The following is a 22,704-nucleotide window of genomic DNA, read 5'->3' as shown; positions in this document are numbered from 1 at the left end:
GGTGTTATTCGGTTTTATTATTTTCTTCGCGGAGCATCCGCAAATTGCAGGCAATGTGATTCAGGGTTTCGCTGAACAGAGCGATCTGTTCCGGCGGGATGTTTTCGGAAACGCGGGTCTGGAAATCTTCGATAACCCGCGTCAGCCGTTGCAGCACCGCCTGACCTTCCGGCGTGAGCGTCAGCAGGCGAATACGCTTGTCATACGGCGACACCGTGCGCAGCAGATAACCTTGCTGTTCCAGCAGCGTCAGCGTGCGCATCAGCGGCGGCAGTTCAATGCCCTGCACTTCCGCCAGTTCGCTGACTGACACATTGTCGCCCAGTTGCTGAAGCTGCATCAGCACCGTCCAGCTCGATTGCGTTAACCCGGTGTCGGTGATCGCCCGATCGATGATGCCCCGCCACTGGCGAACAACCATCGCCATCCGCATCCCCATCGGCCTGCGGGCAAACAATTCATCTTCAGTCATGGCGAACTCCTCAGTGATTACCTTGAGGAAGATAATACTTATCATGGTAAGTATCAAGAAACGGCGGGATGGATAGCATTGAATGTGAAAAACAGTGGTGGGATGGTTGGCGGGATGGTGCGGGGTTTTCCCCCTCACCCTGACCCTCTCCCTCAAGGGAGAGGGGATGGATTGTGCGTGTCTTACAGAACTGAGCTGGTTTTCTCCCTCTCCCTGCGGGAGAGGGCCGGGGTGAGGGGTGATATCCTCACCGATAATCATCCCTGCTCAGCCCGACATCTTTCAGCTGCGCATCAGTCATCCCGTCGAGCACGCGGCGTGCGCGCTCGCGGTCGTACCATTTTCGTAGCGCCTGCCACAGCCACACCAGCCCGATAAACGGCCTTTTTGAGCGGTTTTCGTAAAATTCCATATCGCACCTCCACGCGTTGCCAGAGGCTTTATCTTCGCCAAAAAGCACCACTGCAATACAGATTCACAAATAACTTTTCTTTAACATACAGATGGTCTAAAAAGGGATCTGCACGGCAGTTTTCACCTCCATCTGTACGGGTTCTGCGATCTGTATGGTGACACCGAGGAATACAGCATGACGCGTTATCAACATCTGGCCAATCTTCTGGCAGAACGTATTGAGCAGGGCCTGTATCGTGCGGGCGAAAAGCTGCCCTCGGTGCGCACATTGAGTCAGGAACACGGCGTCAGCATCAGCACCGTTCAGCAGGCGTACCAGACGCTGGAAACGCTACGGCTGATCACACCACAGCCGCGCTCGGGCTATTTCGTGGCGTCGCGTAAAGCGCAGCCACCGGTGCCGGCGATGAGCCGCCCGGTGCAGCGCCCGGTGGAGGTTACCCAGTGGGATCAGGTGCTTGAGATGCTGGAAGCGCGTCGCGATAAAGAGGTTATTCTCTTTGGCGGCGGCTCGCCGGATGTCACCCAGCCCAGCCTGAAACCGCTGTGGCGCGAGATGAGCCGCGTGGTGCAGCACCATCCGACGGAAATTCTGAGCTACGATGAGCTGGCCGGGCGACGCGAGCTACGCGAACAGGTGGCTCGCCTGATGCTGGATGGCGGGTCAATCGTGACCGCCGACGATGTGGTCATCACCAGCGGGTGTCATAGCGGGCTGTCGATTGCCCTGCTGGCGGTGTGTAAACCTGGCGATATCGTCGCCGTGGAATCGCCGACTTTTTACGGCACCATGCAGTTGCTACGCGGCTTTGGCATTAAAGCGATTGAAATCCCGACCGATCCCGAAAGTGGTATCAGCATCGAAGCGCTGGAACTGGCGCTGGAACAGTGGCCGATCAAGGGCGTGATTCTGGTACCCAACTGCAATAACCCACTCGGTTTTATCATGCCGGAAGCGCGTAAACGCGCGGTGCTGGCGCTGGCGCAGCGCCACGATATTGTGATTTTTGAAGATGATATTTACGGCGAACTGGCGATGGAGTACCCGCGCCCGCGCACCATTCATTCGTTCGATATTGATGGCCGCGTACTGCTGTGCAGCTCGTTTACCAAAACCGTGGCGCCGGGCCTGCGGGTAGGCTGGATTGTACCGGGTCGCTATCGTGACCGGGTGATGCACATGAAATACGCATCGAGCGGCACCACGCCACCCGCCACGCAGCTTGCGGTAGCGACCTTTGTGCGCGAGGGACACTATCACCGCCACGTCCGGCGCATGCGGCAGATTTATCAGAACAATATGGAAACCTACACCTGCTGGCTGCGTCAGTATTTTCCCTGCGGGATTTGCGTTACCCGCCCGCTCGGCGGCTATATGCTGTGGGTGGAACTACCGGAAGTGGTGGATATGGTGTGCGTCGCCAAACAGCTGTGCCGCCTGAAGATTCAGGTGGCACCGGGTTCGCTGTTTTCCGCTTCAGGAAAATACCGCAACTGCCTGCGCATCAACTGCGCGCTGCCCACCACGGAGAAGCATCGGCAGGTGATGGAACAGCTCGGCGAGGCCGTGCATCGGGCGATGGATCAGGATGCGAACGCGTAATCAATCTCCTGAAGTTCACAATCGATAATCCCGACGCGCACAAGCGTGGCGTCGGGCCCCACGGCGGTGAACGGCACGTGGTAAGCGTCGTCTTCAATCGTCACTTTGCCAAAGCTTAAGTTGGGCGTCAGCGTACCCAGCATTTTCTTTTCAATCTGCCAGTAAGGAAAACGGCTCTTCAGGTAATCCTCCTGCACCAGATTTTTTGCCTGCCGGGTCAGGCTACGACGGCACTCCGTCGCCGATTCGCTCTCCTGAATGGGAAGCAGGAGGAATAAAACGCCCACCGAGAGGGCCAGCAGAATCGGAACCCGGAGAGTATTACGCAGTGCTTTTCTCATCAGCTTGTTCCTGAAACGCGGTAAATAACCATCCAATCATGCTGGTTATGATAAGGCGCTTTTTCTCAAGTTCATCGCCGCTTATGTATTGTTGAGTAAGGTTACCCATCAGCACTCAGCAAGAAGGTGTAGCAGATACGAACGACATCGGAGAGGTACAACATATTGACCTTCATGATGGATAGTGACAGGATGGAGCCATGAACAGTTCCGTCGTCTCCACCTCACGTTACACTCGTTGGTGGCTGCCTTTCTAAAGGCGGCACGGATATTTTCATCCCATTTTTTATAGCCGCCGAAAGGCGGCTATATCATTTCAGGGGCGCCTTTCGGCTGATTAAGCCAAGGAGCTTCACATGAACAAACCTACGATCCTCACCGGTGACCGTCCAACCGGCCCGCTGCATTTGGGCCATTACGTCGGTTCGCTGCGCCAGCGCGTGGCATTGCAGCACGACCATCAACAGTTCGTGCTAATCGCCGACCTTCAGGGCCTAACGGATAACGGCAGTAACCCGCAGAAAATCCACGATAATATTCCTGAAGTACTGGCAGACTATCTGGCCGCAGGTATCGATCCTCGCCTCACCACGATCTGCCTGCAATCCGCCCTGCCCGCTCTGGCGGAACTTACCGTGCTGTATATGAACATTGTCACCGTCGCGCGCGTTGAGCGTAACCCAACGGTCAAAAATGAGATTGCCCAGAAAGGGTTTGCCCGTTCGTTGCCGGTCGGATTTATGGTCTACCCCATCAGCCAGGCGGCGGACATTACCGCCTTTAAGGCCGGGCTGGTGCCGGTGGGCGATGATCAGTTGCCAATGATTGAGCAGACCAATGAGATCGTCCACAAGATGAATAGTCTGCTGAGCACCCCGGTGCTGCGCCACTGCCAGGCGATGCTCAGCCAGACCAGCCGCCTGCCGGGCATTGACGGTAACGCCAAGATGTCCAAATCGCTGGGCAATACGCTAACCCTTTCTGCCAGCGAGGAAGAAATTCACAAGGCCGTTTGCGCAATGTACACCGACCCGAACCACCTCCGGGTAAGCGATCCGGGCTGTGTGGAGGGGAATGTGGTCTTTACTTATCTGGATGCGTTTCATCCTGACACGGCGAAAGTCGCGGCGATGAAAGCACACTATCAACAGGGCGGGCTCGGGGATCGCGTTTGCAAGAACGAACTGGAAACCTGTTTACAGGAGTTGATTGCGCCGATGCGCGAACGGCGGAACACGTTTATTCAGGATAAAGGCGCGCTGATGGCGATATTGCGTGAAGGGAGTGAGCGAGCGCGGGAAGTGACGCAGGCGACGCTGGAGGAGGTAAAACGGGGGCTGGGGCTGCCGATGCTGGGTTGAATATGGCACGTTTTGCGAGCATCATCGCCAATAATGACGTAAATAGGTAACCCGACCATGCCTGGAGCACAGTTCCTCAGCCAAAAAGTTCTGGCAATGAAAACCGCCAAATACGGCGATGACATCACATTAAACAAGCCGCTGTTGGTGCTTTATGCCCTCTCGCAGTACAAAAAAGGGCATGGCTGCTTGTTTGATTATGCCAGCGAGGTGAAGCCGAACCTTCGTGAGCTGTTGAAGCGCTATGGGCCGGAGCGTAACGTTTATGCCACTGATATGCCGTTCTGGCGTCTGCGTAACGATGGTTTTTGGCAGCTCAAAAATGCAGAGCGTTGCTCTTCACAGGGTACCCGTGAACCAAAAGAGTCGGAGCTTAAGGCGTTTCAGGTGGCTGGCGGGTTCGATGACGCCAGCTTTGCATTTCTGAAGCAGCATCCCTCTTTTATCGATACGTTAGCCTTTGATATCGCCCGCGCATTTATTCCTGCCCAGCATCAGCAAGCGTTAATGAAAGAGCTGGGATTTAGCGCGCATAAGATGCCTGAACCTTCCAGTAAGATTACGATCATTCAGCGCGATATCGCGCTTTTAGAAAAAGACGCCTCTCTGGATGCGACAACGCGTCAACGTTTGATCAATGCCCGTCTGGGCCAGGGCCAGTTCCGCTCTGGCTGCCTGAATCTCTATCCCGCTTGCCCGGTCACTCATTTCGCATTTCAGCCTTTACTACGCGCCAGCCATATCAAACCGTGGACTGATTGTGCGACATCTACGGAGAGACTGGATCCGTTTAATGGGATCATGTTGGCCGCGCATATTGATGTGTTGTTTGATGGGGGGTGGATCTCCTTTGCTGACCAAGGTGACGTTATTGTCAGCAATCGGCTGGATTATGAAACGTATAAGGCGCTGAATTTGCCGGGGAGGATTAGTCCGTTTCCGGAGAGATCGCTGGAGTATCTGGAGTGGCATAGGAGTGTGGTATTTGAGGATTAGGTGAAGTATCTAAGCTCTTAGACCTCAGTCGAAAGTCTGTTTTCGGAGTTTTAGGCAAATTTCTTAGCAATGGAAAGGATAGTTTTGGCATATTTAGGCTAAGTTTGTTTCAAAAAAGGGTGATCTCCAAATGGTTCCAGGTTATGTGTATATTTTGGTCAACCAGAGTATGCCGGGGTTAATTAAAATTGGACGGACGCTGCGTGATTCTCGCATGCGGGCACGTGAACTCTCCTCTACAGGGGTTCCCACGCCGTTTCAAGTGGCATTCGAGATCTTTGCCGATCAACACGAAGCCCTGGAGGAAAAGATTCATTATGAGCTGGCAGATTTCCGCGTAAATGTAACCCGCGAGTTTTTCCGATATCCTTTGGACAAAGCTATTGAACTCTTGCTTAAATTATCGAAACCAACCCAAAACTCCACAGAACAGTTTGTAGCTGAAGATGTGACCACAAGACTCCATGAGAAATATTCCGAATATATGCGCGCCGATATTGTCTCCGTGAGAATTGTGCAAATTCCAAACCGTGTCTGGTTAGAGATTACAACCGAGGAAGAAATCGCTGGGTATCTTGTAAATCAAACAATTCAACGTAATGATCTTGCGTTTATTGCTGATACTGATGATGCCTTCTTCAGGCCTGAAGATAGCGTAAGTGTAAATGCCAACAAATTAGTTAATGATTATGATTTATACTCTATAATCATGACTACAGATCTTTTTCACGATGAGGCGTATAAGATAATCTCTCAAATACATGAATAAACACAAAATTAATTCGAGGAGATATCACCTCTTCGTTCTACATCGGATATCCGATCAGAGATATATCATATTAAATTAGATGGAGGGAGTTTTCGAAGACGCTCCCTCCACCTACATCTAATTATATCTGCCCGCCTACTCCTTTAAACTTCTCAATAAACGCGACGATCTTCTGGAAAACAGTCTGTTTTTTCGTCTTATATTGCGGATTTAATGGGCTAAGTTTTGGTAATGTCTCATTTAATTCTGTGCCATTTTCGGTAGCGTATTCGCGTTTTAAAGATGTGCGAATATAGCGTTTCGCCGCCTCTTCATTGAGATTTTCTTCTTTAATCAACGCTTCTGCTTCACGCTGCTGTTCACGTTGAGCAAAGATAAAGAACGCATCAATGATGCTGGCTTTATCCGGCAAATCATCCAGGTTCGTTTGCTGAATAAAATCGACCACCAATCCTTCTTTGGCACGGTTTCCAAGGCTTGAACGAATTAAGCGTTTGACCTCTTCGGTCATTTCGCCCTTACCTTTGTTTTGTCTGTTGTGTTCGAAAATCAGTCCAAGGATATAATCCAGGTTTATTTCCTGAGACTTCAGCAAATCGACCTCAAAAACCACGTCATCCCAATCAGTGGTTGATTTCTCTTTTTTCTCAGCTTCTTTCTCACGGCGCTGCCAGTCACGAATATCGTTATAGGCAGAACGATAATCCTGAATCTTGCGTTCAGCAGGGAGACGAATCGTTTGCAATTCAGCGAACTTTTCATCATCCACATAATGTTCTTCTTTGAATTTTTCTACCGCAACAGGATCGCTAAGATCGATTTGTTGCAGGGCTTTTAGCGTGGCAAATTCATCATAGTTTTGCAGGATGTTCTCGGCACGCAGGTATTCACCAAACAGTTTAACGAAGTCTTTCTTCTCTTTTTCACTTTCAATACTGGCAGGGTCAGGGAACCGTTGTTCCAGTTCTGAAACTACTGCCATAAAGCCGCGTTTAGCTTCACCGGTGGCAGCATCTGTAAAGCCTTCCATATACTCTGCATAACTCTTTTCTAACACCACATTTTTGGTGTTTTTATCACCAAACAGCGTTATGGCATCAATGGTTGAGCGTTCCAGATCGCGGAAAGTGACGATATTACCGAAGGTTTTAGTGGTGTTATAAATGCGGTTGGTGCGGGAAAATGCCTGCATCAGGCCGTGAAAACGCAAGTTTTTATCGACGAATAGCGTGTTCAATGTTGGAGCATCGAAGCCGGTTAAAAACATCCCCACGACGATTAACAGATCAATATCCTGATTTTTAACCCGCTGGGCTAAATCACGATAGTAGTTCTGAAAACCGTTACTGTCGGTACTGAAGTTAGTTTTAAAATAGCTGTTATATTCACGAATTGCAGCGTCGAGAAACTCTTTAGCACTACTGTCCATTGCGCTGGTATCAAAAGTTTCATCGGAAATTTCGCCAATGGCATTTTGCTCTTCATTGGCGGCAAAGGAGAAGATTGTCGCAACACGTAGCGGTTTATAGGTGGCCGATTTATTAGCTGCTTCATCTTGTAACCGTTTAAACGTCGCGTAATAGGCTTTCGCGGCATCCACGCTGCTTACTGCCAGCATGGCATTAAAGCCTTTGGAGCCAGGGAAAGTACGGTGGGTTTTCTGACGGAAGTTGTTCAGGATATATTGCGTAATTTCCTGAATACGCATGGGATGAAGAAACGCCTGCTGATTTTCAGCCGCACTCAGTTTTTTCTCGTCGGTTTCTGTCTCTAAAGACTTAAACTGTGGCCGCACATCGTTATAGTCCACCTTGAATTTGAGCACTTTTTCATCACGAATCGCATCGGTAATCACATACGAATGCAATTCACGACCAAATACGCTGGCGGTCGTTTCTGAGCCTAAAGCGTTTTCCGGGAAAATAGGTGTGCCGGTAAAACCAAACTGATAATAGCGTTTGAATTTCTTCTTCAGGTTTTTCTGTGCTTCTCCAAACTGGCTGCGGTGGCATTCATCAAATATAAACACCACTTGCTGATTGTATACCGGCAGGTCGCTATCTGCTTTCATCAGGTTATTAAGTTTCTGAATAGTGGTGACGATAATTTTGTTATCGTCCTTATCCAGATTTCGTTTAAGACCTGCGGTATTTTCCGAGCCATTGACACTCTCTGGCGAAAAACGCTGATATTCCTTCATGGTCTGGTAATCGAGGTCTTTCCTGTCGACCACAAAGAAAACTTTATCAATAAAGTCCAGTTCTGTTGCCAGACGTGCGGCTTTAAAGCTGGTCAGGGTTTTACCAGAACCGGTCGTGTGCCAGATAAAGCCACCGCTTTCGGGGGTAGACCAGTTTTTAGCTTTATAAGAGCTGTTGATTTTCCATAAGATACGCTCAGTTGCGGCAATCTGGTACGGTCGCATCACCAGTAGCGTCTGACTAATATCGAACACGCTGTAATTCACCAGAACATTAAGCAGAGTATGTTTCTGGAAAAAGGTAGCGGTAAAATCTTTGAGGTCTTTAATCAGCGTGTTGTCTGATTTCGCCCAGTTCATGGTGAAATCAAAACTGTTTTTATCGCGCTTTGTGGTGTTGGCAAAGTAACGGGTATCGGTACCGTTAGAAATGACAAACAGTTGCAGATACTTAAACAGGGAATTTTCGCTGTTAAAACTCTCTTTACTGTAACGATGTATCTGGTTAAAGGCCTCACGAATCGCCACGCCGCGCTTTTTCAGTTCGATTTGTACCAGTGGTAAGCCATTAACCAGGATCGTGACGTCATAACGGTTAGCATGAGAACCCGCCTGTTCGAACTGCTGGATAATCTGCACCTTATTGCGCATGAGATTCTTTTTATCTATCAAATAGATGTTCTCAAGACGCTCGTCATCAAAAATAAAGTCGCAAATATAGTCGATATGGATTTTACGGGTCTTATCCAGAATGCCATCACTCGGGTTGTCCAGATACTGCTCCGTGAAACGCCGCCATTCGCTGTCATTAAACACCACACCATTGAGGTTCTGAAGCTGTTCCCGAACGTTGGCCAGCATCGCCGACTGTGATTTTACGGATATAAATTCATAGCCCTGATTTCGCAGGTCCTGAATCAGTTCCCGTTCCAGGTCCGATTCGCTCTGATAGCTGTCGCCTGTTTGCTCAGCTTTGATGTACTTATCAAGAACGATAAAGTTATTGGATTCAGCAATGGTGTGTGTTTGATGAGTCATAGCGCATCCTTTGTGCCGTCTGGCAAGGGCCGGAAGGGCGTTAATGGTGACTTCCAGCGTGTAAAAAATAGTCTATATACTGACCAAGTGTTAAGGTGGCCCGGTCGGTAGCAATGGTCAATTAATTACTGACAGTTTCAGGTTTTGGGAAACTGAACAGTAAATCACGGTAGTATTCGTATTGTTTCTGGCGCAACTCGATTTCACGCGGGAGACCTTCGGTGATGGAGTTGGTCAGGGTGTCGAATTTATCCAGAATCCGAACAATTTCAGACTGGATGGCAAGGGATTTTTCTGGGTTGTCCGGGCAGGGGATTGGGATTTTGTATGCTGAAATCATTTGCAGATTCAGCCCGCCGCGTCCGCTGTTTCCAGATGATATTTGGCGCAAACTCTCATACTGAGTCTCTAAAAAATGGAATACGTAATCGGAACTAAATTTCTTTTCATCAAATGTAAGTGCTGCAAGCGATTGATTGGTAGTTAATGCGATACGGATTCTTGCGACTTTACCTCGAGTTTTTCCCTGACCAGCCAAGGCTATGACCACAGAGTTTTTAGGTACTAACTTGGCACTAGAGTTATTTAATCCAGCCTCAGTAATATATTTCTCTGTCCTTTCAATATTTTTTAAATTTACTTCGCCAGAACTCATCCAGGGAATAGTTCCATTCTCCCAATAATCTATTATTTTTGTATCCGGGGTTCCCCCTGAGTATATTTTAGTGGCAATTTCACCTAAAGATTTCCACTCAACCTCACCTTCTTTAAAACTCAACAACTGGTCGCGATAGTAGTTGTACTGTTTTTTACGCATGTTAAGCTCAGCGGTAAGCTCAGCGGTAAGTGCAGTAAACTTATCCAGAATCCGAATAATTTCGGACTGGATGGCAAGGGATTTTTCCGGATTATCCGGGCAGGGGATTGGGATTAGACACTCCTTCACTTTTGAGTCAGAAATCGCAGGATATGCAGAGCCACTTTGATTTTCTTCGACATGTTTTTTGAAATCAGAAGTTGAAATCCAATGTAAAATCCATTTAGGTAAAACCTGATCTTGTTTTGCTCGTAAAATACAGTACCCGGTACTTGCTACCTCACCAGCGTATTCGCTATCAATTAAACAGAATCGCTGTTGTGTAGGGCGAGTTGTTGCAAAAATTACGTCATTTTCATCTACAAGTTTTTGAGCTCTGCTCGGTGCATTATTTTTTGTAATTTCTGTTGTCTCAGTTATTTTTTTGTCGCTATATCAACTGAAGTTAAATCTATATATCTATAGGAACGAATAACCTCTCGCCATTTAATATTACTAGTTCGTAAAGTTATATCCTCAAGAGTTTTCCACTCAACCTCAACCCCATCCAGCAATTTTTCCAGATAACTCATCTCGCTCATTTCTGCACCTCGCAGCCTTCAATTTCAGCCACAATCGCATCAATATCTTTGCGCAACTGGTCGATTTTGCTGACCGTGGTTTTCAGCTCAGCATTCAGCTCAGCGATATCGATAATTTCGCGAGTATCTTTTGCTTCAACATAGCTGCTCACCGACAGGTTATAGTCATTAGCGACAACGGTCTCAAACGTGACAGATTTTGCCAGATGGGCAACATCTTCCTTGCTGGCAAATACCTGCATAATCTGTTCGATATGGGCATCGGTCAGGATGTTGTTATTAGTCTCTTTTTTGAACAGTTCGCTGGCGTCAATAAACTGAACTTTGGTATCGGTTTTATGTTTAGACAACACCAGAATATTTACGGCAATGGTGGTGCCAAAGAACAGGTTCGGTGCCAGTGAAATCACGGTTTCGACATAGTTATTATCGACCAGATACTGACGGATTTTCTGCTCCGCGCCGCCACGGTAAAAAATACCCGGGAAGCAAACAATCGCAGCGCGACCTTTGGCCGAAAGATAGTTCAGCGCATGTAGTACAAAGGCGAAGTCAGCTTTGGATTTGGGGGCCAGGACGCCAGCCGGGGCAAAACGTTCATCGTTAATCAGCGTCGGGTCATCGCTGCCAATCCATTTCACCGAATACGGCGGGTTAGAAACGATGGCATCAAACGGTTTTTCATCTCTGAAGTGCGGCTCAGTCAGCGTATTGCCCAACTTGATATCAAACTTGTCGTAGTTGATGTTGTGCAAAAACATGTTCATACGCGCCAGGTTATAGGTCGTATGGTTGATTTCCTGACCGAAAAAGCCTTCTTCGATGATGTGGTCATCGAACTGTTTTTTAGCCTGCAACAACAGCGAACCGGAACCTGCTGCCGGGTCGTAGATTTTGTTAACGTGGGTCTGGCCGTGCATTGCCAATTGTGCAATCAGCTTAGAGACGTGCTGCGGTGTAAAGAACTCGCCGCCTGACTTACCAGCATTCGCCGCATAGTTAGAAATCAGGAACTCATAGGCATCGCCGAACAGGTCAATCTGATGTTCGTTAAAGTCGCCAAGCTTTAATCCTTCAACCCCTTTCAGAACCGCAGCCAGGCGGGCATTTTTATCCTTAACGGTGTTACCCAGGCGGTTACTGGTGGTATCGAAATCAGCAAACAAACCTTTGATGTCTGCTTCTGAAGGATAACCGTAAGCAGAACTTTCGATAGCAACGAAGATGCTGTTTAAATCTGCGTTCAGTCTGTCATTGGTATTTGCTTTCGCAGCTACGTTGCAGAAAAGCTGACTTGGGTAGATGAAGTAGCCTTTGGTTTTGATGGCATCGTCTTTAATGTCATCAGTAATTACGCTGTCATCCAGTTTCGCATAACAGATGCTGTCATCACCGGCTTCAATATAGCTGGAAAAATTTTCGCTGATAAAACGGTAGAAAAGCGCGCCCAGAACGTATTGCTTAAAATCCCATCCATCGACCGAACCTCTGACATCGTTAGCAATTTGCCAGATTTGGCGATGAAGCTCCGCGCGCTGCTGAAGACTGGTCATTTTTTATCCTTTAATTTTTATTTAACTTCTGCTTTTCGTGCGATTTTACCGCAAGTTTATTTCTTTTGCAGATTTGTATGGCATTGAGAAGTACTTCCTTTACCCTACAGAAAACCATTCCGAATCATATATATGGAGCCAATAGGTTTCACCCAGAGTGAGGTATGATTTTTATGTATATATTGTCGAAACGATATAGAGACTTATCGATAGGCTAGTGTCGGTTGGGTATAGAATTGCGGAAAAGCTTATAAGGCACGGATTTCAGACACAAAAAAAGCCGCCCTAAGCGACTTATCTTGCATACTGTATGGTGCGAAGGCCGCACCGCGATTCATGACATAACCAATTGAAATAAATGTATTTATAAAAACAAGAGATCACGGTGTATACTCACATGTATACTCAACGCGATTCCCTGTGAATACAGCAGCTAAAAACTATTCTTCATCTTCTTCCACAGGCTCCAGCGCGTCAAGTACGACTCGCACCATGGCAATAGAACCAATGCGGATAAAAGCATCTTCCCCATCTTCGTCGGTTAGCATATAACGATCTGTCGTTTCAGGCTCGCAGTCCAGTTTTTCAAAGAACGCATTCAACTGACCGATATCATCCGCCTCTTCGTTTTGCGGCGCATCAGGCTCAACGCTCAGCGGAATCACAGGGCCACCGTTCACCAAGGTGATATGGACATTAAAATAATCGTCTTCATAGTCGTCTTCTTCTTCGCTCATTATGGGAGCAAAGCCATCAGACAGGAACTGATGAAATACCACTTCGCGCATATTTAACGCATAACGATACTCGGAAGAATCAAGAACGAAGAAGCGCTCTGTGTTTGGAGCGTTTTTTTCCTGAAAATAATAATAAAACCTCCGCTTATCCGCAGCTGAAATGGGCAACAACAAATAGTCCTGTTGTCCCTGAAGCCAAAGCTTTACGGTCCAGAGACCGCTATCCATTTCAATACCGCTTGTGGCTATCGTCTCAAGATCTTCATCAGTTTTACGGCGCTTCTTGTGAAAGTCATTAATCAACTGATCACTTTCCGGGAATACGATATTTAAAGGCTTATCCAGGGCATTGCATATTGTCTGTGCAAGGCCTAGCTTTGCTGCGACCTTTCCGGTTTCTATACGCTGGATTTGCTGTTGGCTGGTGCCGACCATATACGCCAGCTCGCGCTGAGTGATCGACAGTTGGGTACGAAGCTGTTTGATATTGTTCTGTGTCATGGTATCGCTCTTCTGACGAGATTGATGACAAGCATTAAAACACAAAAAAGCGTAAAAACACATTTATGTGTTTTCAGATGAATGTTCGGTATAAGTGTGGAAGATTTGAAAGACCACTACCCAAAAGCGAAGATCTTTTACACTCACTTAGCAGCCAGCATTCCCGGATAGTGCTTCGCGATGATATCGTTCATCTTCTCTACCAAATCCATACGCTTAAACGTGATATGACCACTGCCCTTTTGGAAAAGGCGAATAGTGAAGAGATCATCTCTGAATACCTGCTGTCGTGGATTATCGCGAATGAAGTTCATCAGTCGGATAGTTACATCGTGCCGGTTATCAGGAATGGTTTTACCATCCAGCAGGAACAACATGCGTTCTAGATCGGCTAACTGGTCACGCCGCCAGCCCCAACTCAGGCTATAACCCCATTTGTCGTACTTCACCAGATTGTTAACGATAATCTTCTTGCCAAAATAACAGGGGTTATTGGTTTCATAGTCCCAGCTTAATCCCTTGAATACATTGATTACGCCACGCTCAAATACCTCACCTTTGCTCTGATGCAGTTGCTGAAAGGTACTCAGGATATTGTCTTCAGAGATCGCGGGGATATCGTCTTTCTCCAGACTTTTGTGCCACTCGTCACGCGCCTGAGCATCCATCAGGCTCAGCATGCCTGATTTATTCATCAGCTCTCGCCAGATGCGGCGATCAATATTGCGGGTCATCGCTTTCATTGCTTTATCGGTTTTTTCCGTGAACCAGCAATCGTAGCGATGGCCCTCCCGCATTCCCCACTCTTGTGCTGTACCACCGCCGATATCGTGGGTCAGAATGGAGATATCATCAAGTTCACTGATAAGGCTTTGAATCCGTGTCAGCGCAGCATTACGGCCTGTAACAATACGTTCAATGCTGGTGGAGCAAATCACATCAGTGTGCCCGGTTAACACTTCGGGTTCATTAACATTATTTCCGGCCATTATTTCTCTCCTTTATAGTCAGAAAAACACCAGCCGTTCAGGGCTAGTGTTTATGTACTTGTGGGATGCGGTTCTTTTTATCCGAGTCATCGCTTGCCTGAAGTGCTGGCCTGCGGATGTTGTCCTCTGGTAATAGCCGTCACCTCTTTATACGTGCCACGGTTCATCAGCCCTGTAGCCTTTCTGGCCCGGAGAATATCAATGGCCGTAATAAACGGAGACTGCTCCCTGATGCTGAAGCCTGGCCGGTCAGTGCGGACCAGTTCATACTTCTCAACAATAAAATTCAGGGCATCGGCCAGCGAGATGCCCGCGTCGATATGTTGCTGAATCACCTGTTCATCACTGAACGGCGTGTCGTTAAGCGTGAGACCATAGTGGTGTTCCAGCAGGCAGGTCAGGAGAGTCTGCCAGACATCAACGGGAGACGGACGTGACGATGCCGCCCGCATGAAGGGTAATTTCGTTTGCATAAACGTTATCTCTTTAGTGGAAGATGTAGTTTGCTGAAGGGCGAAGTAGTACGGTGTTATTCTGTGGTGACGGGAGCGGGATAAATCGCGATATAAACGTAGCCATGCGAACCGAGCGTATCGGCCTCGCAGGTCAGGCCTTTTGCATACAGCGTGACGCCATGCTGGTGGCGGGGATTCAGTTCACCGCTGGTGAGCATTAACTCCAGCTGTTTCATCAATACCGGGAAAGCCTGGTCAAGATGGCGCAAATCTGCATCGCAGAACTGACAATCAAAGTTCGCGCGGTCAGCCAGGTAGTGCAGGCGGTTTCCCATCTGGACCAGACGGGCACCAAAACACGGGGAGATACTGCGTCTGAGCCCCCACCAGGGTTCGCTGATATCATGCGTTGTTAGTGTGGTTTTCTTCGACAAAATGTAGTCCTCCTTAATTATGAATTAATTCAGGCTTACGCTGCGTAATACGACATACGGGCCATTGCGGTCCTGGCGGCGCTCAGCGAATACGGCCAGTACACCGCTGATATCGTCCACCTTGCGACCGGCATAGTGACAGATGCTACCGGACCATTTATATTTGCCGGTACAGAAGCGGAACAACCGGGAATGTGGATGCTGGTGGTATATCGCCATTGCCTGACGCTTACTGATAATTTTCATTAATACTCCTCCCTTACAACCAGCCCCGCTCAGCAAACGAGACGATATCCATTCCGCCGATGACGAGGTGGTCCAGGAGACGCACACCCACAAGGTCCAGAGCATTCCTCAGTCGCTCAGTCACCCGTCTGTCAGACTGGCTGGGTTCGGCATGGCATGAGGGATGGCAGTGAGCGACAATGACCGCTGCCGCATTGTATTTAAGGGTGGTCTTCACCACTTCCCGTGGATGAACTTCGGTATGGCTGATGGTGCCTTTGAACAGCGTTTCATGCGTAATCAGGCGGTGCTGGTTATCCAGCAGCAGCAGAACAAATGCCTCTCTTTCCTCCATTGTCAGATGGAGCCGTAACCAGTCACGTACTGAGCTGCTGGACGTAAACGACGCGCCGGGTTCTCGTAACTGGCGCTCCAGAAGAGTCAACGCCTCGCGGATGGTCTGTTGTGCTGATGCCGTCAGTTCATATGCAAACAACGGTAATTGTTTTTCCATGGTGCAGTACCTCAGTCGATGATGTGCATAATGGCGTTGCACTCAGGGTGGTTCAGCGCATAATCCCGCAGACGGTAATAATGTTCCGTCATGGCATCGCACTCCGTTCGGCAGGCATGGTGGCTGTAAGCCATCAGACAGGCGGCAATACCCGCAGCTTCAGCACTCATTTCAGCCCCGTTACCATTCAGGATATTAAACAGCGACCAGAGACCATCACTCTCTTCCGGAGCCATAAAGGCACCGCCGTTACTGAGGGTGTAAAAGTTCCAGACGCCACCGCTGTAATCCACACACAGCCGGTCCATCCACGCAAAGATACGGGGCTCAAGGGTTATCCATTGCGGGATGGAGCCAAAGCGCTGAGGCCAGAAACGAAGGCGCTCTTCATCCGGTACAACAGTGGCCGTGAGGATAAATGGCTCTGTCACCTCAGGGGGCAGTGAAATACGTTTATCCATTGAAATATCTCCTGTAATCAAAATGACTGGCATTAGCGGTCAGACAGGGCCAGCATGTTTTCGGTCATCACCCACAGGGCGCGGTTGAGCTTCACATCCCCGTCAATGCCATTCACGGCGCGGGTCCGGCTGCATTTACCCTGTGCGGTCCGTCCTGGCAGTCCTCCCTTCATCAGGTTCTCCTGCACACGCTGGTAGACGGTCCAGAGGTCATTGCTGCGGTCTTCATAGCGACGGGGTGAGAGCACCTGGGCGGCAGTCACCGGCTGGTGGTCTTCACCAAAGCGATACGCCAGCGCGGCCTGCGCCAGTACCTGCTGCGCGGGTGGCGGTAACATCAGGGACTGCATCGCATCGCGCTTCTCCTCCACACGGTCAAAAATGCCCAGCACCTCGTAAGCCCCTTCAATGACTTTTTCCACCACATCCCCTTTATGCGGAACTCTCACCTCCCCGAACGACTGCCCGCAGACCAGGCCGTTGGTGCAGACACCACGAAACAGGCCCGGCAGCATCTGATAGCTGGATGAGCCGTCATGGCTGTTGAGGAGGATAATCTCGGGCACCTGGTGGCCGGTTAACTGTCCGGCACGACGCAGACGCAGCATGTGTTTTGTGTGCTCCCGTCGGCTCTGGTCCCGAACGCGTGTCTGGCAGGCAAAGAAAGGCTCAAAGCCTTCACGCTTTAAACTTTCGAGCAGAGTAATGGTAGGGATGTATGTGTAACGTTCACTGCGGGATTCATGCTTTTCTTCACTGAACACGCTGGGAACATGGCTCATCAGCTCTTCACGTGTTAAAGGACGGTCGCGGCGTATCTGGTTCACCCGACCAAAACGACTGGCTAATTTCATGGTCAATTTCCTTTCTCAAAGAAACAAAAGAAAAGGCCATGCCCCTTACGGAACATGGCCTTTATTTCTGATTGATATAAAAAACAGGTATTGCTCTCAGAGACTGCGAAACCGATGTCGCAGCGAGTTAATTCGTGGGAACCCGCTTTTCTCAGTCAAACAAGATGCGATGAGAGATAATATTACCACTCACCTGCTCATCGTCATCCTGCCCGAAGATAAGCTTGCACCAGCCGGTCTCTGTTATACATACAGATTATGTATTCCTGAATTTTTATGCATGTTGTCTGTGCCCCCTTATTTGATTTTACTTTTTAACTCAGGATTTAGATTCTGGATTTTAATATTTGCGGGCTCATGATAAATGCTGATTTTCAGTTCAGGATTAACATCGCTGTATGGCGCATAGCGGTGGAGAGAATATAAATCCTCCGCGCTGTCCTTCTCAGTATACATATGAGTCCCCTCAGGGTGTACAAAAGGAGAACGTGGCGATTCATCAGAGAAAGTCACATCATTTTTTTCATACTGCACACCAATAAAAAAACCGCCTTTATCAGATGACGAAGACTGATGAATAAAAAGAAGATGTGAATATTTATTCCTGCACCACCCTTTTGTCGCTACACTTTTGAAAGTGTGGTATCTGACAGAACTAAAATCAAGATGGTTCATTGCATTACAATATTTTTCTTTCAGAGAAGCATGTTTATTAAAACTAAAAGGAATGCAACATACATCACTGGCTTTGTATTTAACACTGACCTCACTGAAATTGCTCCCCCGCCTTTCAACTTTATACTCAACATTTATTTTGTTAAAAAAGATCAACCACAAATCGGCAAATGTAATCCTTGCGCTGTCGAACACCCCCTCCCATTCATGGGGCTTCGTTCCGTTTATTTTATCTTCTATTAATTTTCTTAGTTCTTTTTCAAAATTCAGGGCATTCAACTTTTCATTATTTATATGATTAACAGTAATAGAGAACTTACCGGATAAATCCCCAAAGACTTTATAAAGACGTACGTTATGTTTTATATAAGGAGTACGCAAAGCAACATTGAACTCACCATCGTTTTTCTGCTGCTGCTCCATGACAGTCTTACTGGCATCACAGAAAGCATCAATCACCGGATCACCGTTGCTCTCGAAAAGCCTGAATGAAACCAGTTTCTCGATGACTTTCGAGTGACTCATATGGTTTTTTTCCGCGATTTCAACAATCAAATCCCTCAGTTTTTTCGATGAGAAATTGACGATCATTCGGTTTTTTCCGGCCATTAGTACCCTCCTGATTCTCTGTGCCGCCTTAACAAAGGGACGCACTTTTCATATTTCCATGATTGTATATTTTTGTTAAAAAGTGAATCCCCACAAAGTGAATCACCTTCTGTAAAAACAAACAGTTAATAAAATAACGCAAAAAAAACAGTTTCTCCAGCATTCGTTGATGGGAGGGGGTCTATCGGTAATGGATCACAGGTTTATCGTAAAAAAATACTGGAATACTCCCTGATGTTTCTTCCCGCCAGTCCACATCTTCTTCATTAATTGATGGTTTGAGCGGCAGGTCTTAAGCCCAGAGATTTCCTGCTGCTAACTACGGAGTGATTTTCAGGTGTTTGTATGCTCTTTCTGATGGTTTTCTTCTTCTATTGCAAATCTCCTGCTCCAGCCCTTCCGGGCTCCGTATTGTTAATAATGACCCTACAGTAGTAATAACCTGACAGTATTCACAGACAAACAGTAGTAATGCACCAGTAGTCACCCCCAGGGGAAGATCAGACATACAACGGTGAGCAGAAGCACTTGAGCAGATGACAGGGGGTATAACCCTGAGCAGAAGGGATAAGCATCATTCCGTAAATCAATACCAGAGATCCGATGAACTGAATTCAATCAGCTAAGGACTCAACGCAATGAGCAAGAAGACATCAGGTAAAAATGTCTCTAATCAGCACTACGCCCGGCGTATAACAGAAACCATTGATAAAGCCCTGGAATACTATCCCCGGTTGTTGGCGGTCAGGTTTGACCTTCGCTTTCCTGACGAAGAAGAACGTCTGGACTGCCCTACACGTTACTACGACTACCCTGACGTTATATCCCGCTTCATTGACTCAGTAAAATCCCAGATAGCGGAAGACATTAAGCGCAAGAGAAAAGCCGGTAAAGGATCGTTAACCTGCAAGATGAGATATTTCTGGGTAAGGGAGATTAATCAGGAGGAGTCAAAGCACCACTATCACGTGGTTCTGTTGCTTAACAAAGACGCTTATCCGTGGCCGGGTAAAAGACATACCGAAACGTCATTCGACCGCTACAGTGTGTTTCAGAAGGTCATTAATGCCTGGATACGAGCTATTAAACGTACAGACTCTGATAAAGACTTTCATGGACTGATTCACCTTCCTGTTTCTGGTTTTTACCAGTTAAACCGCAATAACCCTGACTTCAAAGCCGATTATGAAGAACTAACTGAAAGAGCTATGTATCTGGCAAAAGAACGTAGCAAAGATAAATCGGACGGTTATCGTAACTTTGGTTGCTCTCAGAACTAATCCGTAAATCATTACTGGCAGGTGGATGTTGAGAAGGAGAATGCGTCAAAAGCTAAATATCATCAGCGCTTCTCCATATCTCATTATCTCTATGGAGACAGCCATCATGACCACTCAAAATAACAACACCAGCCTGCTCAACGACAAAATGGTCGATATGGCATTCATCACCCGCTTTACGGGTTTAACCGACAAATGGTTCTACAAGCTGATTAAAGACGGTGAATTTCCTAAGCCGATTAAACTGGGCCGCAGTTCCCGCTGGATGCAAAGCGAAGTCGAAGCCTGGGTTCAGCAGCGTATCAGTCAGTCACGGAAGTAATTAAACTCCAATAATAACAATCCATTAATCTTATCGCACCCATTGGGCAGCCTGTAAAGCCCTGTAAGACCCTCACACCATAAACCCAGTAAATTCATCGTATTAACCATAATCCCTTCTCAAAACGCCTTACAGTGCGTTTAAACAACATCGATGGGAAAGATGGCATATCGAATAACACGAATAGCTATTTCAAATACCTCATAAAACACAATCATCCAGCATCTGAGAGTGAATAATTATGCATAAGTCCACGTTACACAATCTGAAGTTATACCTGGCTCTCGACAGTGACGGTCATTACGTGATTTCGAAAGAGATGAAAAACGCTTCCGATGCTCAGTGGTTCTGTCCCTCCTGCTCTTGCCCTGTGAAACTCCGCAACAATATCCCTGGAGAAGATGCCTGGTTTGTACACAACCCCGATGAGGCAACTAAACCGCTATTGGCGAATTGTGGTTATCTCAACACTGAAATCAAAAGGCGTGTCTTCATCCTGCGGTTACGCACGATGATTGACGAACTGGAGACGTTGACAGCAACGCGGTACTGGTTCTGTGTATGGTGTAAAGCGCATTATGAAGGGGAGAAACACTGTAAAGCCTGCAACACGGGGATATACAGCATCAGCCATGGCGACTGGTGCTGGAATTATAACCACAAGGAAAATACGCCAGAAATCAGCGACCATACAGCCATCAACATAAATCATCATCACCAGACAGCCTGTATCCCATCCTGACAGCGTTAACCGTATCACCCCTTACGTTTGCCTGCCCTGAGCGTAAAAATCGCTGACAGCGTATTTCACTGACGACAGGAATTAACTTACTTCATTGTTTTAATTGATTATCTATTAAAGAGAGGAAAAGAGCATCAGTTATCAAAACTGTGTGGAACTGAATGTCCAGCAAGCTTCATCCTGTACCATTGGTTCGGAGCGCTGCATAAGGTCGAAACACTGGCAAAAAGGGCACCAGGTAACGTGGTTGAATGGCTCGCCGGGATAATGCTGCCGAAAGGCTTTACGAAAAGACTCATTCAGCAGCCCCGTATTGACGATGCTGGCCCGGCAGAATAATTGTTCCAGAACAGCCTCGGCAGTCTGGCCCTGCTGCCTGGCAAGCTCCCGGAGCACATTGTTGACCATGACGGTGTGTTCTTTCTTGTGGCTCATACCGTTATCCCTTCCTTTTGCCAGTCATAACCTCAGAGTTGAACACCGCGTTCAGGCCGCCTTGCTGAAAAGCCTTGATAACACTGTATTTATCGTCCGTATCCAGAGCGTCAAAAATCAGGGTCCACCACTTTTTGATTTCTTCTTCTGAAAAGCATTTCTGCCTAGCGTTGTCCGTAAAGGGGTCGCCTTCACCAGTAATGAGCCAGGTCAGAGAACGCCCCGTGCAGGCAGCAATCATAGCCACACTGTCGATACCCGGCACGGTATCGGTTTTAAGGTATTTCCTCATGGAGGCTTCGGAAACCCCGCAATCCCTGGCAAAAGAGGCGACAGACTGTTTCCCGATAACAGTTTTCAGGCGCTCACCAAAGTGCTCAGGTCCTTTTGGCAGAGGAGGCTCTCCCCAGGTCATCTTATTCTGATAGCTCTCCATACGAATTTACAACCTCATTGCATTCTAACCGTTTTAGATGAATCAATATCACAAAAACGCAATAAAGTAATTAAAAATTCGTATTAACCAATCAAAACCAACAAGTAACCGGAATTTAGTACGCATAATTATCAGGAAAATCACTCAATAAGTAACATACAAATCTCCAGCATGACTCCTCCGACCTGGCCTGAAAACGAGAGCCTTACGTAATAAAGTTAAATTCAGTTGACTTCACCATATGGTTCGATACACTAATCACACACATTGTAATTTAAGTTTATTCAATGAAAAATGAGCCAGTACCCTATTCCACCGTTGCTTCATTTACGCCCGGTGCCCATGTCAGTCGCATCAGACAGAATGATGAGGCTAAAGCATGTCGTTTTTACGCGACCGAGCAGTTTATGAGTGACTGCTGGCAACCGGGTAATACCATGAACGGTGATAAAGAACAGGTTGTACGCCCCACTCAGGCTGTTCTGTCAGTCCGGACGGGAGATGTGGTCATTAGCCTGATCCATCGTAAGGCCGCTATCGTCAGCCCTGAGCATGCCGGGCGTCTGCTCAGTAATAACTATGTCAGGGTCGAAGTTGACAGCCGGAAGGTTGTTCCTGCGTGGTTTGTCTGGCACTTCAATGAAAGCAGGGAAAGCCGCCGCCAGCAGGCACTGGCAACGCAGGGGTCAACGTTTGTATTGCGTTTGTCTCTTACTGAAGTACGTCAGTTTACTGCAACGCTGCCTCCTCTTAATAAGCAGAAGGCAATCGGTGGGCTCTATCTGGCAACCATTGAAAAACGCCATTACCAGGAGCGCCTGGCCGCTCTTAACGAACAACAGATCCTGAGCCAGCTCAGTGATATGATTCAGTAATTATCCCTTAACCGG

General features: G+C 47.7%; 24 protein-coding genes and 1 pseudogene. 8 read left to right on the top strand and 17 right to left on the bottom strand.

The features are described 5' to 3' along the window. Positions 1–4 precede the first annotated feature (4 nt). Together AC1MKH_RS02895 and AC1MKH_RS02890 are read right to left on the bottom strand one after the other, a co-directional pair. Positions 5–472, bottom strand: coding sequence for a MarR family winged helix-turn-helix transcriptional regulator (locus tag AC1MKH_RS02895; RefSeq protein ID WP_015966084.1), 468 nt, complete (start codon positions 470–472; stop codon positions 5–7). A 247-nt stretch (positions 473–719) separates the two neighbouring features. Then, positions 720–884, bottom strand: coding sequence for a DUF1127 domain-containing protein (locus AC1MKH_RS02890; RefSeq protein WP_276220553.1), 165 nt, complete (start codon positions 882–884; stop codon positions 720–722). Between the two features lie 177 nt (positions 885–1,061). On the opposite strand from AC1MKH_RS02890, the gene AC1MKH_RS02885 reads away from it, so the two are divergent. Beyond that, the gene (locus tag AC1MKH_RS02885; RefSeq protein ID WP_276220554.1) at positions 1,062–2,489 is read left to right on the top strand and encodes an aminotransferase-like domain-containing protein; all 1,428 of its coding nucleotides are present in this window, start codon (positions 1,062–1,064) and stop codon (positions 2,487–2,489) included. Here AC1MKH_RS02885 and AC1MKH_RS02880 read toward each other — a convergent pair. Next, the gene (locus AC1MKH_RS02880) at positions 2,471–2,830 is read right to left on the bottom strand and encodes a YebF family protein (RefSeq protein ID WP_113858162.1); all 360 of its coding nucleotides are present in this window, start codon (positions 2,828–2,830) and stop codon (positions 2,471–2,473) included. The genes AC1MKH_RS02885 and AC1MKH_RS02880 overlap by 19 nt on opposite strands. A gap of 356 nt (positions 2,831–3,186) precedes the next feature. On the opposite strand from AC1MKH_RS02880, the gene trpS reads away from it, so the two are divergent. The 3 genes from trpS to AC1MKH_RS02865 all read left to right on the top strand — a co-directional run bounded on the left by trpS (position 3,187) and on the right by AC1MKH_RS02865 (position 5,956). Further along, complete coding sequence (gene trpS, locus AC1MKH_RS02875; protein ID WP_276220555.1) at positions 3,187–4,191, top strand: tryptophan--tRNA ligase; 1,005 nt, start codon at positions 3,187–3,189, stop codon at positions 4,189–4,191. A gap of 57 nt (positions 4,192–4,248) precedes the next feature. Then, positions 4,249–5,187 (top strand): HNH endonuclease, encoded by a 939-nt coding sequence (locus AC1MKH_RS02870; RefSeq protein ID WP_276220556.1) that lies wholly within the window; start codon positions 4,249–4,251, stop codon positions 5,185–5,187. Between the two features lie 130 nt (positions 5,188–5,317). Beyond that, the gene (locus tag AC1MKH_RS02865; RefSeq protein ID WP_276220557.1) at positions 5,318–5,956 is read left to right on the top strand and encodes a GIY-YIG nuclease family protein; all 639 of its coding nucleotides are present in this window, start codon (positions 5,318–5,320) and stop codon (positions 5,954–5,956) included. Positions 5,957–6,077: 121 nt separating this feature from the next. Here the strand turns inward: AC1MKH_RS02865 and AC1MKH_RS02860 are convergent, their stop codons facing one another. The 12 genes and pseudogenes from AC1MKH_RS02860 to AC1MKH_RS02805 all read right to left on the bottom strand — a co-directional run bounded on the left by AC1MKH_RS02860 (position 6,078) and on the right by AC1MKH_RS02805 (position 18,599). Continuing rightward, positions 6,078–9,194 (bottom strand): HsdR family type I site-specific deoxyribonuclease, encoded by a 3,117-nt coding sequence (locus AC1MKH_RS02860; protein ID WP_276220558.1) that lies wholly within the window; start codon positions 9,192–9,194, stop codon positions 6,078–6,080. Positions 9,195–9,315: 121 nt separating this feature from the next. Beyond that, positions 9,316–10,592, bottom strand: a pseudogene (locus AC1MKH_RS02855) (restriction endonuclease subunit S). Beyond that, positions 10,589–12,145: a type I restriction-modification system subunit M gene (locus AC1MKH_RS02850; RefSeq protein WP_276220559.1), complete on the bottom strand. Its 1,557-nt coding sequence runs from the start codon at positions 12,143–12,145 to the stop codon at positions 10,589–10,591. Before AC1MKH_RS02850 ends, AC1MKH_RS02855 begins: the two are co-directional and overlap by 4 nt. A gap of 440 nt (positions 12,146–12,585) precedes the next feature. Beyond that, positions 12,586–13,383: a helix-turn-helix transcriptional regulator gene (locus AC1MKH_RS02845; protein ID WP_008815308.1), complete on the bottom strand. Its 798-nt coding sequence runs from the start codon at positions 13,381–13,383 to the stop codon at positions 12,586–12,588. A gap of 143 nt (positions 13,384–13,526) precedes the next feature. Then, the gene (locus AC1MKH_RS02840; RefSeq protein WP_327621872.1) at positions 13,527–14,372 is read right to left on the bottom strand and encodes a DUF4942 domain-containing protein; all 846 of its coding nucleotides are present in this window, start codon (positions 14,370–14,372) and stop codon (positions 13,527–13,529) included. Positions 14,373–14,458: 86 nt separating this feature from the next. Beyond that, positions 14,459–14,845 (bottom strand): TA system toxin CbtA family protein, encoded by a 387-nt coding sequence (locus AC1MKH_RS02835; RefSeq protein WP_008815310.1) that lies wholly within the window; start codon positions 14,843–14,845, stop codon positions 14,459–14,461. A gap of 56 nt (positions 14,846–14,901) precedes the next feature. Continuing rightward, positions 14,902–15,261: a type IV toxin-antitoxin system YeeU family antitoxin gene (locus tag AC1MKH_RS02830; RefSeq protein ID WP_020303518.1), complete on the bottom strand. Its 360-nt coding sequence runs from the start codon at positions 15,259–15,261 to the stop codon at positions 14,902–14,904. 24 nt (positions 15,262–15,285) lie between these two features. After that, entirely contained in the window at positions 15,286–15,507 is a 222-nt protein-coding gene (locus tag AC1MKH_RS02825; protein WP_008815312.1) for a DUF987 domain-containing protein, read from the bottom strand. A 13-nt stretch (positions 15,508–15,520) separates the two neighbouring features. Next, positions 15,521–16,000, bottom strand: a complete 480-nt coding sequence (gene radC / locus AC1MKH_RS02820; RefSeq protein WP_008815313.1) for a RadC family protein — start codon at positions 15,998–16,000, stop codon at positions 15,521–15,523. Between the two features lie 11 nt (positions 16,001–16,011). Then, the gene (locus AC1MKH_RS02815) at positions 16,012–16,461 is read right to left on the bottom strand and encodes an antirestriction protein (RefSeq protein ID WP_008815314.1); all 450 of its coding nucleotides are present in this window, start codon (positions 16,459–16,461) and stop codon (positions 16,012–16,014) included. A gap of 32 nt (positions 16,462–16,493) precedes the next feature. Further along, a complete protein-coding gene (locus AC1MKH_RS02810; protein WP_008815315.1) occupies positions 16,494–17,315 on the bottom strand; it encodes a DUF932 domain-containing protein in 822 nt (273 codons plus the stop codon). A 297-nt stretch (positions 17,316–17,612) separates the two neighbouring features. Next, a complete protein-coding gene (locus AC1MKH_RS02805; protein ID WP_008815316.1) occupies positions 17,613–18,599 on the bottom strand; it encodes a hypothetical protein in 987 nt (328 codons plus the stop codon). 638 nt (positions 18,600–19,237) lie between these two features. Between AC1MKH_RS02805 and AC1MKH_RS02800 the strand changes: the two genes are divergently transcribed. The 3 genes from AC1MKH_RS02800 to AC1MKH_RS02790 all read left to right on the top strand — a co-directional run bounded on the left by AC1MKH_RS02800 (position 19,238) and on the right by AC1MKH_RS02790 (position 20,943). Next, a complete protein-coding gene (locus AC1MKH_RS02800; protein WP_008815317.1) occupies positions 19,238–19,879 on the top strand; it encodes an inovirus Gp2 family protein in 642 nt (213 codons plus the stop codon). Between the two features lie 106 nt (positions 19,880–19,985). Further along, positions 19,986–20,201, top strand: coding sequence for a helix-turn-helix transcriptional regulator (locus AC1MKH_RS02795; RefSeq protein ID WP_020303517.1), 216 nt, complete (start codon positions 19,986–19,988; stop codon positions 20,199–20,201). Positions 20,202–20,442: 241 nt separating this feature from the next. Continuing rightward, on the top strand, positions 20,443–20,943 hold the full coding sequence (locus AC1MKH_RS02790) for a putative zinc ribbon protein (RefSeq protein ID WP_020303515.1): 501 nt from the start codon (positions 20,443–20,445) through the stop codon (positions 20,941–20,943). 141 nt (positions 20,944–21,084) lie between these two features. On the opposite strand, the gene AC1MKH_RS02785 is transcribed toward AC1MKH_RS02790, so the two are convergent. Together AC1MKH_RS02785 and AC1MKH_RS02780 are read right to left on the bottom strand one after the other, a co-directional pair. Then, positions 21,085–21,378, bottom strand: coding sequence for a hypothetical protein (locus AC1MKH_RS02785; protein WP_327621873.1), 294 nt, complete (start codon positions 21,376–21,378; stop codon positions 21,085–21,087). A 4-nt stretch (positions 21,379–21,382) separates the two neighbouring features. Then, the gene (locus AC1MKH_RS02780; protein ID WP_008815321.1) at positions 21,383–21,814 is read right to left on the bottom strand and encodes a helix-turn-helix domain-containing protein; all 432 of its coding nucleotides are present in this window, start codon (positions 21,812–21,814) and stop codon (positions 21,383–21,385) included. A 407-nt stretch (positions 21,815–22,221) separates the two neighbouring features. On the opposite strand from AC1MKH_RS02780, the gene AC1MKH_RS02775 reads away from it, so the two are divergent. Next, positions 22,222–22,689: a restriction endonuclease subunit S domain-containing protein gene (locus AC1MKH_RS02775; RefSeq protein ID WP_227636003.1), complete on the top strand. Its 468-nt coding sequence runs from the start codon at positions 22,222–22,224 to the stop codon at positions 22,687–22,689. Positions 22,690–22,704 lie beyond the last annotated feature (15 nt).

Source organism: Pseudocitrobacter sp. CD920760 (assembly GCF_057782505.1).
This window is presented reverse-complemented; position numbering and strand designations above follow the sequence as displayed.

Excerpts from the sequence above, each read along its gene's own strand:
- AC1MKH_RS02795 (WP_020303517.1), top strand. The coding sequence starts at position 19,986 with ATGACCACTCAAAATAACAACACCAGCCTGCTCAACGACAAAATGGTC.
- AC1MKH_RS02860 (WP_276220558.1), bottom strand. The coding sequence starts at position 9,194 with ATGACTCATCAAACACACACCATTGCTGAATCCAATAACTTTATCGTT.
- AC1MKH_RS02825 (WP_008815312.1), bottom strand. The coding sequence starts at position 15,507 with ATGAAAATTATCAGTAAGCGTCAGGCAATGGCGATATACCACCAGCAT.
- AC1MKH_RS02800 (WP_008815317.1), top strand. The coding sequence starts at position 19,238 with ATGAGCAAGAAGACATCAGGTAAAAATGTCTCTAATCAGCACTACGCC.
- AC1MKH_RS02810 (WP_008815315.1), bottom strand. The coding sequence starts at position 17,315 with ATGAAATTAGCCAGTCGTTTTGGTCGGGTGAACCAGATACGCCGCGAC.
- AC1MKH_RS02890 (WP_276220553.1), bottom strand. The coding sequence starts at position 884 with ATGGAATTTTACGAAAACCGCTCAAAAAGGCCGTTTATCGGGCTGGTG.
- AC1MKH_RS02870 (WP_276220556.1), top strand. The coding sequence starts at position 4,249 with ATGCCTGGAGCACAGTTCCTCAGCCAAAAAGTTCTGGCAATGAAAACC.
- AC1MKH_RS02805 (WP_008815316.1), bottom strand. The coding sequence starts at position 18,599 with ATGGCCGGAAAAAACCGAATGATCGTCAATTTCTCATCGAAAAAACTG.
- AC1MKH_RS02850 (WP_276220559.1), bottom strand. The coding sequence starts at position 12,145 with ATGACCAGTCTTCAGCAGCGCGCGGAGCTTCATCGCCAAATCTGGCAA.
- AC1MKH_RS02865 (WP_276220557.1), top strand. The coding sequence starts at position 5,318 with ATGGTTCCAGGTTATGTGTATATTTTGGTCAACCAGAGTATGCCGGGG.
- AC1MKH_RS02780 (WP_008815321.1), bottom strand. The coding sequence starts at position 21,814 with ATGGAGAGCTATCAGAATAAGATGACCTGGGGAGAGCCTCCTCTGCCA.
- AC1MKH_RS02785 (WP_327621873.1), bottom strand. The coding sequence starts at position 21,378 with ATGAGCCACAAGAAAGAACACACCGTCATGGTCAACAATGTGCTCCGG.
- trpS (WP_276220555.1), top strand. The coding sequence starts at position 3,187 with ATGAACAAACCTACGATCCTCACCGGTGACCGTCCAACCGGCCCGCTG.
- AC1MKH_RS02790 (WP_020303515.1), top strand. The coding sequence starts at position 20,443 with ATGCATAAGTCCACGTTACACAATCTGAAGTTATACCTGGCTCTCGAC.
- AC1MKH_RS02880 (WP_113858162.1), bottom strand. The coding sequence starts at position 2,830 with ATGAGAAAAGCACTGCGTAATACTCTCCGGGTTCCGATTCTGCTGGCC.
- AC1MKH_RS02775 (WP_227636003.1), top strand. The coding sequence starts at position 22,222 with ATGAGTGACTGCTGGCAACCGGGTAATACCATGAACGGTGATAAAGAA.
- AC1MKH_RS02840 (WP_327621872.1), bottom strand. The coding sequence starts at position 14,372 with ATGGCCGGAAATAATGTTAATGAACCCGAAGTGTTAACCGGGCACACT.
- AC1MKH_RS02815 (WP_008815314.1), bottom strand. The coding sequence starts at position 16,461 with ATGGATAAACGTATTTCACTGCCCCCTGAGGTGACAGAGCCATTTATC.
- AC1MKH_RS02885 (WP_276220554.1), top strand. The coding sequence starts at position 1,062 with ATGACGCGTTATCAACATCTGGCCAATCTTCTGGCAGAACGTATTGAG.
- radC (WP_008815313.1), bottom strand. The coding sequence starts at position 16,000 with ATGGAAAAACAATTACCGTTGTTTGCATATGAACTGACGGCATCAGCA.
- AC1MKH_RS02895 (WP_015966084.1), bottom strand. The coding sequence starts at position 472 with ATGACTGAAGATGAATTGTTTGCCCGCAGGCCGATGGGGATGCGGATG.
- AC1MKH_RS02845 (WP_008815308.1), bottom strand. The coding sequence starts at position 13,383 with ATGACACAGAACAATATCAAACAGCTTCGTACCCAACTGTCGATCACT.
- AC1MKH_RS02835 (WP_008815310.1), bottom strand. The coding sequence starts at position 14,845 with ATGCAAACGAAATTACCCTTCATGCGGGCGGCATCGTCACGTCCGTCT.